Genomic DNA, 8525 nt, shown 5'->3' on the forward strand with positions numbered 1-8525 from the left:
ATCAAATTAAATAATAAAAGGAATTGAGTGATGAGCGGAAAACTAGCGGCGCGCCAGAACGACATGACTATGAAGGGCGGGAAAATCGTCCAGGGTTTAGCGGGGGCGCTGATTACCCCGGACAATACGGTGGCGTGGCGCGGGGAGTATGATGAATGGGAAAACCAATTGGGCCAGGAAAATCCGGATCACCTGGAACAACTGATACGGCTGCCGAGGCAGCAATATGATGAGGAATCGGGGGCTGTATTATAATCGGCACCGTTACTATAATCCGGGGCAGGGAAGATATATTACGCAGGATCCGATAGGGTTTATGGAGGGATTAAACCCGTATCAACGACCACTGGAACGCTTCAGAAAGCAGGAGATATAAAATAAATTTATATGATGAGGAAATAAATGCGATTTGTTATTACATTTATAATGTTAATAGTATCATTTTACACATTTGGTGGCAAAATGGCTAAGTCTAGAGACGGTAATAAATGGAGGTCGGAATCCACTTCCACCATCTATAATCTAACGGATGGGCAAAAATTCGAGCTTGAAAACAAATCGAAAGATGGAGACTCGGAAGCATCATTTCGATTATATCAATATTATTGCTTCACCATAAATAACATTGACGAACAATTAAGGTATTTGGAGATATCTGCATCTCAAGGAAATATCATAGCTCAATATAATTATGGTATTTATTTATCCAATACAAATCCAGCCTTTTCAAAGTATTATGATTTGGACAAAGCTATTTATTGGATGGGATTGGCTTCAAAAAATGGTGATATAGGTGCTCAAAACAAGCTACAAGAACTGAAAAAATTAAAGAATTAGCTATGATGTAAATATTTTTTATTATCAATGAGTTGTGTAAATTTTAGTCAAGAGGGACGGGCTGACGCCGGAGCAGATGACGGGGCAACTGGAGCCACACCATGAGCCGGAGAGAAAACTCCACCTTTGCCACTGTGACCATATTCTGATGGAAAAGTAGAGCATTGGGGGGGGGGGATGTTGGTCCAAACAAGAAATGGATACAACTCAACCAGGGTCAATCTGGCCGGGATCTCAAAAAATGCATTGAACTAAAATGGGACTATTTGCAGAAGCACTGCGGATGCTGTGCTTTATGAATTGTCTACTGGTGAGAAGGTCGGCGGCAGAGAATATATTGAAAGATTTACAGCGAGCTTTAAGGGGAGAGTAATGGATAAAATGATTGCTGACTATGTGGATAAATTTAGTTCTTTTTCGGACTCTATATCAGAAACAATTGGGTCCGTTAATGAGTATTGGATTCCTGATGAGTCACCGTTGATTATGCTATTTTCGCAGATTGGTAAGTCTTTGGTAGCGATATTTTCTGAACTTGATTGTGTTAAAAAAGAGTTATTGTTTAAATATATTGAAGATGGAATAACTTCAGATAATGATGAATTAGCCACTGCCATAGCAACAGGTCTTGTTGAGGCAATAGTTACATCGACAGACGCCAATCAATATTTATGGGGGGAAATAGAGGGGGTGTTGGGAGTAAAATCTAAGGAACATGCTCTGGCTTGGAGGAATTTTGGGGCACCATGATGGTATTTATTTAAATATGTAGAATCCGGTGATGACGCAAATTTATTGATAGTGATTGATTGTCAGATACCAGCTAATGATCTTATCGTGCCGTGCATTTTTTCTGACTTTGAAATATTGGTTTTGAAAAGGATGCCTATGCGACAGGGAATAAAATAAAATCTGATATGAAAAAAATAACTGATGCAGGTGATAATTTATGTCAAAAAAATTTTTCTCTATAATTATGGTCATATCATTCGTTGCGGCGATAACAGCTTGCCAGTCTTCCATTCCTGAATATGTCAGGAGTACCCTCAACGGGCACTCTATCCAGGATGTTTTGGTGTATATGAAGGGATTGCCTTTAGATAAAAGGTATGATTTTTATTATTATGGTACGCGTGCTAAAAGACCATATCCATTATGGATGGCTGATGGTATTGCCCCTATGGGATCGAAGGCTATTCCTCTATTGAGAGACAAACTTTCCACCACAAATAGCTCTTTTGAAAAAATGACAATTATATATTTGTTATCTGTGATGTCAGTTCATGGTTGCTATGATGTTAAGTCTGACAGCGAATTATTTTCGTTGGTTATGCAGAAGGAACGTGAATTAAATGATGATAATTATCATGATTATATCACTAATATGAACTATTTTTATGAATTTGGAAGTTCTTTAAATAGTACAGAAAGAATAAAGTGTGAATAATGTGGTGTTTTGTAAACGAGCTCCATCCTCCAGGGCAACGTTTTGTGGAGGATACAGGGGTAATGCCTTCAATCGATAGAATTTATAGTATGTACTGTTATTTTAGGTTTTCTATGGTTACTGTTGCCATTCAGATGAAATTTATCGTCATGGTCGTAGTTCTTCCCGGCACGAGCGCTTTCGTTGCCGGTCATGTAGACGTGTTTTCCAGTTGTCTTATACCTGTGAAGCCCGTAAGCCCAGCGTCAAAGAACACATTGTTGATATGGCCTTTGATGGTGCTGACGTGCGCGATACAGCAAAAACGCTAAAAATTGGTATCAACACCGTCATCTGCACATCTTAATAATTGACGCTTATTTAGCAATCATATCATGAGTTTTTTAATTGAAAAATACAATAATGCATGATGACAATATTTTATTATATAGTTTTCTACATATAACCCAATATTAATGCCGACTATGAATAGTTATAGATTAACTTTTTCTTTATGTTTACTGCGTTCGGCCATATTGTTTGGCATTATTTTAACAAGTGTTGGTTGTAATAATCAAAAGAGTAAGGCGTTGCTTCTACCTGTTGATTCTACGCAGTTTGCACAATTGGCTTGTTATTATAAAGATATTAATTCCGATGATAATATAATGGAGTTAAAATTACCAAGTGAATATAAAGAGAAAACTAACTTATTTAATCAACAGGAAATTAAGGTGCCGGTAAAAGGTGAGAATTTTCTTTCTCCGTATATTGGTGATGGTGTCCGTTATTATGAATTAGGGTACTTTGAACATGATGATAATACTTACAAATTGATAATTTATAATAAAATTGGAGAGTCTGATACGTTATTACTTAATGTACAAATAAATAGTTATGATGCAAAAGGAAACCTGGTGGATGCTTTATTGCTTAGTAGCTTTTTTGCTTATGAAGATATCGTGCGTTTTTCTGATTTTGTCATCCGCCAGGATTACACAATAAGCATTGATAGTTGTGTTATATATAGGTGGTATGAGGACAGCAAAGATGGTCATCTTGTAACTATAAAGTTTAAAGATCAGGCGCCTCAGATTTATATAAAGGAACAATATCAAATGGAAAATGGTCGGTTCAAATTGATATCCAGAAATGAAGTATCACAGGGTAAAAAAAAGAAGCGAGCGTTAAATATACCATGCTTACGACATGAATAATTGTAATGGAGGTGTTAAGGTAATATGGATAGCAGGAAAGAATGAGGAACGTTATGGAAATTATAAATAGATTGTTAATTTCAACTGATCTCAGGTTAATCATAAAATTTCAGTTTCCGCGCCAGATTTATTCAACGCGCAGATAGTGCCCGTCGGCGCGGACATTTGCGCCAAAACCGCAGTCCACAAACGTATCGGTGCTGGCATCAATGGTTTCAGAAGAAAAAGCCAGCGAAATGTCGCAGTGAATATCATCGCCTTCCCGAAGCGCCACGATGGCTTTATCGTTTTCCAGCGTTACCGTTGCGGAGAACTCGCCGATATTGGGGCCGAAGTAGATCCCCATTAAACCGAACCAGTGACCCTGAAAATTAACCTGATAGCGCGATGGGGTGGGTAATGCCTTCACGCTAAGCACGTTCCAGGAGGCGCGCCCGGCATAGCGCCAGTATTCACCCGCCGCAAAAACCGGTGGCGGCAGGGCCGATTGCTTATCTTTGATCAGTTTCAGGTTGTAGATCGACTTGCTATCATTCGGCCTTAGCATCAGCCAGGCGCGGGCTTTACGCCACTCGCCTTCGCGTATCCAGGTTAGCGCCACGTTGTTGTAGGCCGTCGCGATGGCGCTGTCGTCAAGGGCGCAGCTTTCGCTCCATGCGGCCTGCTGTTCAAAAGCGTCGCGCGCTTTGGCATATTTTTGGGTCTTGTAAAGCTGTTCGCCCTGGCTGGCCAAAACTGGAATTTTTGCGCAGTCGGCCTCGATCTGCTGCTCCGTAATTTCAGCCCTGGCGGTGGCGCAGAGTAGAAGCAGGGCGCAAAGAAATAGAGATTTTCTTTGTATTATCACCACCTTACACCATTGAGTTGACCTGTCCCGGCAGCTCTGAATTCGGGATGCGGACGGTATACCACGCGAAACGGAAGCGTTTCCAGAAAGAATCGAAATGCAGGTGGTCCAGGCAGTCCATAACGATTTCATTATCCGGGTAAAGCGTGAAGGCAAAATGCGCCCAGCGTGCGCTTAGCTTCATATTAAACAGCGTTCGATCGTGTTTATTACCGTGCAGGCGCGATAGGGTCACCATAGCGTGTAGCGTGCCTTTGTTGGCCTCTTGTTGCACCAGTTCCAGATGCTTATGCGCCAGCGTAATATCCTTCACTTCAAAAATATTCAGCAGGAACAAGCCCCAGGCCTCTTTATGCCCGTACTGATGCGCCAGCCAGAGATTATCGAGCAGTTCTTTTTCATAAGCGGAACGTTTTTCGGTATCAGGTTCTTGTTTACTCAGACGCTGGTTGCAGATGCCGATGCTGAAATGAATATTTTGCAGGTCATTTTCATAGTCGGTATAGCCTCCGTTATCTATTAATTTGTACGGGGTGCTCTCGCGCAGTGCTAACTGCCGGTGCAAAATCTCCGCCGCGCGCTGAAAATACCCTAACGCGATGGCAGGATCGTAAGGTAGTAGGCCGTTGTTCTCTTTATTATTGTGTTCAAGGCCCAGCAGGTTTAGCGCGGCGGGTATATTTCTTTGTGCGCCCAGCTCTGCCAGCGGCACAAAATGTTCCGGGAGCCCGAACCAGTCGAAATTTTTAATCGCCGCCCGCCAGTTATGGTTATATTGAATGTCGGCGACGCTATCGAGCCAGGCGAGGCCTTGCGCCTCATCCTTTTCGAAACCCAATAACCCGGCGTACTGAAAGTAGCCACGACGGATTTTCGGCACTGCGAATTCCGTTTGCTGCGCATTCTGACAGAGAAAATTATACATCCACCAGGTGTCAGGAAAATCGCGCAGGGCGAACTTTATCGTGTCATCAGAGAAGTAATTGTTGAACTTAACTTTTTCCACGATCGAACGCTGAAGGGTTCGCCAGAGCGCGTCATTATCGTCCAGATCGCTATAGCAGACCCGCAGCCACTCCAGCGCGTTGTGGCGAGATTCCTGAATATGCGCTCGCAGGCTAATCTCTTCGGCTTTGGCGATAATACGTTCCTGTTCTGCCGGGGAGTCAACCTCTTTGATGCGCAGATCGCGGTGATCGTCCCACCAGATCAATAGCTCCAGATGTTCACGTTCTGCGGCAGAAAGGTGATCGCATACGCTTGATTCCAGAAATTCGCGGATCTCCTCGTGAGACCCTCTCCAGCGTGGCATACGAAACGGGATATATTCATCCAGCACGTAAAATGCCGTCGGGAAAATAGCCAGGCAGACGGCGAGCCAGTATTTTTGCCCGGCATCGTCATTGCACTCCGGCAGCACGGACGGGCGCGGCAAATTTGGGCAAACCGCGTCGGCAAACGACAGCCCGGAATGGGCCATCAGCGCGTCCACCTCCTGCGGTGAATGGCGATGATATTCAGCCAGATCTTCCATTAATGGCTGCCCGGCAACATCCGCGCCCTCGAGGAACTCAACCAGCCAGTCGGGCTGGCCGAAGACTTTGGAGTTGGTACTGGTCAGGGCCGCCGCCATCCACTGGCGCGGTTCACAGTCGATAGCATTGAGCGCGGCGATGACCATCCGTTCGTTGCAGGCGGCGGCGCAGATCCACATCGCTCGGGTGGTTTCTCTCGCCCAGCCATAGCTGCGATACAGCCACGCACGGTGATTCCAGTATTGCGCCTCGGCAAGCCAGGCGTGAGTGGAGCGGGGACGAGCGCGCTGCCAGTTTTTGATCAGCGCTAATCCTTGCGGCCCAGCCTCAACCAGCGTGTCCATATCGTAAAAAGGGTTGTCCATTTGATTCCAGGCGAAGAAATAGCGCTTTTCCGCTTCGCGGCTGGTAAAGCTCTCCGTCAGCGCCTGGTTGTAGCGTTCGTCCAGTTCGTCATAGCGTTCTTCGCGCAGCAGGCCGGGAATATCGGCAATATGCCACTCTCGTTGCCCGTCATTGAGGGGATTTTTGTGGTTGCACATCTCAAACATAGCGTTGAGCAGACGATCATCCTGTTCCATAAAGCGTCCTTTAAATCGGCTCGAAAATTTTGAATTCATTCCACGGCAGTTGTCGCCAGCGGCTGACCGGGTCTTGCAAATAATGGGTGGCTTCCTGTAAATCCCGTCCGGCAAGCGCTGTTGGCGTGTCACGTAGCGTGAGCCATACCCGGCGGGCGCGAACGTAGGCGGTGGCGTAATCCTCCCAGGAATCAAAACAGTCCTGAGCGCGCTGGGCGTTAAGTAATAACACCAGCCAGGCCTGATGTACGTCGCACCAGCCGAGCCCGGCGATACAGCGGGTCAGAAAGGCGGTGCGCATGCAGTCGAAAGCCAGCGCGTCGCGGACCTGGCCCTGGGCCGCCAGATGATGATAAAACGTGCGCGGCGAGCTGCCGATGCCCGCAGGCCAGCGACGTAAAATATCCTCAACCTTGTGGCGTAACGCCGCGCCGTCGAGGTTTTCGCTCAAGCCCAGCTCTTTTTTTACCTGCTGCGCCAGATAGCGGCGTTTGTCATCGTCAAGTTTAAATACCAGCTCAACGCCTTTGATCGGTAGCCCGTTGCGCCGGGCGAGGATATCGGCTAGCGCCAGCGCCCATTGCCGCCGTCGGGTATCGCGACGCAGATCCTTCAGGCGATCTTTTTCTTTCTCCTCGGCGATACGGGCCGCAATCAGCGGTTTGTTTTTTTTGTAGTTGCGCCAGCTAAAAAATAGGGCGGCAATAATAAGAACAACCCAGAACATTAGCGCTCCTCCCTGGTTGCAGAAAGATAGCGCGTGGTTTGTAGCGTCAGGCTTTCAATTTCGAAAGGTTCGCTACTGGTGTTTTTCCCGGCAAGCGTAGGGTGCCATTCATGTCGTGGAAACAGCATTTCCGCAGCCGTCGCCACGTTAGGATCAACAACCTGAAGGTAGCGCAGTGCCTCCGGGGCGCTGTGCAGCAGCAGCCACTGTAAAGCTACCGGGGGAGTGGGGAAGTGTTCCATTAAATGAAAATTGTCATGCAGCACATTGAGCAGAAAATTGAGGTCATGAATATGAGTAATAAATTTCCAACCTGAATATTCCGGCGTCGATTCATAAACTATTCCCATCCCTTCACAATCGGCGTGGCGCTCAGGAAGTGGTTGCAGATGGCGTAACAGAGATAAAACATCGTTAGCATATTTCTTAATAGGATGGCGATTTTGCTTACCTTTAATCTGATCAATGCTCAGGCCGTTATTACCAACCACCAGGCTTATTGTGACGTGGGGAATATTATTGCCGTCGCGCAGGCTGAACAGGCGAAGTTTCTGTTGTTCAATTTGCCGGGCGTAGTAATCGCCGTAGCCGCCGGAAAGCGCGCCTTTATTATCAAAATCTCCGACGCAGTGTTGCATATGCCAGGATTCATACGCCATCTCACTGCGCAGGCCGGGGTCTGTTGCATCAAGCTCAACCAGTATACCGTTATTCACCGCCATCACCGGTTTTAGCGCCTCGCTGTTGGAGGGATACCAACCTTGTTCACGCAGGCGCTGCATTTTTTGATGCTCCGCTTCGCGCATTGCCAGCACGGTAAAGCAGTTGATACGCTGTAGTTTAGTTTCCAGCCGCGTTCCTTCCTGACGCGAAAGAAATTCCACTAAATCTCTTTCCATTGCCACAAGTTGCGGGTGCTGAACGTTAAGGTAGTAAAAGCGCTCATCGCCACCCAGCTTTGGCGCCAGCCAGGCGGGGATTTCTGCATCAGCGCTAAAATAAACGGCATAATCGGCGACGGAGCGCACAGGATAAACATGAGGAAAGTCACCAATGATCCAACGATAAAAATGGTTGCTTAACCAGCGCTGGGTAATTTCGCTGTCGCCGCGTTGTTGGCTCCGGGAAAAAATAGACGATTTTACATTTGGCGCATTTATTATATTGCGTGGTTTATAGCGGTGAGATGACGTTTCTGTCATAAAAATCCATGTATAATTAAGCTGGTATTATGTTTATGTATTTTTAGATTCACTTAATGAATTAATGCGCAATAAGTTTAAAAAACTACTCACAGTATATCGGTAAACTAAAAAGAGCGGCCAAATAATTTATTGTCCCCGATCGCGTTCGTC

At 45.9% G+C, this 8525-nt stretch carries 8 protein-coding genes and 2 pseudogenes; 6 read left to right on the forward strand and 4 right to left on the reverse strand.

Features of this window, described 5'->3' with window-relative positions; translation table 11 throughout:
* Nucleotides 1-90: 90 nt before the first annotated feature.
* The 6 genes and pseudogenes from J4728_RS06340 to J4728_RS06365 all read left to right on the forward strand — a co-directional run.
* Nucleotides 91-376 (forward strand): annotated as a pseudogene (locus J4728_RS06340) (RHS repeat-associated core domain-containing protein); the annotation flags it as partial.
* Nucleotides 377-462: 86 nt separating this feature from the next.
* Complete coding sequence (locus J4728_RS06345; protein WP_045900535.1) at nt 463-837, forward strand: sel1 repeat family protein; 375 nt, start codon at nt 463-465, stop codon at nt 835-837.
* Nucleotides 838-1209: 372 nt separating this feature from the next.
* Nucleotides 1210-1587 carry a hypothetical protein gene (locus J4728_RS06350; protein WP_208211426.1) on the forward strand — a complete coding sequence of 126 codons (378 nt, stop codon included), beginning with the start codon at nt 1210-1212 and terminating at the stop codon, nt 1585-1587.
* Nucleotides 1588-1786: 199 nt separating this feature from the next.
* Nucleotides 1787-2284, forward strand: a complete 498-nt coding sequence (locus J4728_RS06355) for a hypothetical protein (protein ID WP_000037401.1) — start codon at nt 1787-1789, stop codon at nt 2282-2284.
* A 139-nt stretch (nt 2285-2423) separates the two neighbouring features.
* Nucleotides 2424-2624, forward strand: a pseudogene (locus J4728_RS06360) (IS1-like element transposase); the annotation flags it as partial.
* 115 nt (nt 2625-2739) lie between these two features.
* A complete protein-coding gene (locus J4728_RS06365) occupies nt 2740-3480 on the forward strand; it encodes a hypothetical protein (RefSeq protein WP_208211428.1) in 741 nt (246 codons plus the stop codon).
* 127 nt (nt 3481-3607) lie between these two features.
* Here the strand turns inward: J4728_RS06365 and J4728_RS06370 are convergent, their stop codons facing one another.
* The 4 genes from J4728_RS06370 to J4728_RS06385 are packed head-to-tail and all read right to left on the reverse strand — an operon-like array spanning nt 3608 to nt 8372.
* Nucleotides 3608-4327, reverse strand: coding sequence for a tetratricopeptide repeat protein (locus J4728_RS06370; protein ID WP_208211430.1), 720 nt, complete (start codon nt 4325-4327; stop codon nt 3608-3610).
* 4 nt (nt 4328-4331) lie between these two features.
* Nucleotides 4332-6443, reverse strand: a complete 2112-nt coding sequence (locus tag J4728_RS06375; RefSeq protein ID WP_023226706.1) for a DUF4034 domain-containing protein — start codon at nt 6441-6443, stop codon at nt 4332-4334.
* A gap of 10 nt (nt 6444-6453) precedes the next feature.
* Nucleotides 6454-7170: a DUF1266 domain-containing protein gene (locus J4728_RS06380; RefSeq protein WP_061380356.1), complete on the reverse strand. Its 717-nt coding sequence runs from the start codon at nt 7168-7170 to the stop codon at nt 6454-6456.
* Complete coding sequence (locus J4728_RS06385) at nt 7170-8372, reverse strand: cytoplasmic protein (protein ID WP_208211432.1); 1203 nt, start codon at nt 8370-8372, stop codon at nt 7170-7172. Before J4728_RS06385 ends, J4728_RS06380 begins: the two co-directional genes overlap by 1 nt.
* Between the last annotated feature and the right edge of the window lie 153 nt (nt 8373-8525).

It is taken from the genome of Salmonella sp. 32070601201500089SM, from assembly GCF_017573605.1.
Classification (GTDB): Bacteria; Pseudomonadota; Gammaproteobacteria; order Enterobacterales; family Enterobacteriaceae; genus Salmonella; species Salmonella enterica.

Bases quoted from the DNA above. Each gene is read 5' to 3' on its own strand.
- J4728_RS06345 (WP_045900535.1), top strand. From the start codon at position 463: ATGGCTAAGTCTAGAGACGGTAATAAATGGAGGTCGGAATCCACTTCC.
- J4728_RS06350 (WP_208211426.1), top strand. From the start codon at position 1,210: ATGGATAAAATGATTGCTGACTATGTGGATAAATTTAGTTCTTTTTCG.
- J4728_RS06355 (WP_000037401.1), top strand. From the start codon at position 1,787: ATGTCAAAAAAATTTTTCTCTATAATTATGGTCATATCATTCGTTGCG.
- J4728_RS06365 (WP_208211428.1), top strand. From the start codon at position 2,740: ATGCCGACTATGAATAGTTATAGATTAACTTTTTCTTTATGTTTACTG.
- J4728_RS06375 (WP_023226706.1), bottom strand. From the start codon at position 6,443: ATGGAACAGGATGATCGTCTGCTCAACGCTATGTTTGAGATGTGCAAC.
- J4728_RS06380 (WP_061380356.1), bottom strand. From the start codon at position 7,170: ATGTTCTGGGTTGTTCTTATTATTGCCGCCCTATTTTTTAGCTGGCGC.
- J4728_RS06385 (WP_208211432.1), bottom strand. From the start codon at position 8,372: ATGACAGAAACGTCATCTCACCGCTATAAACCACGCAATATAATAAAT.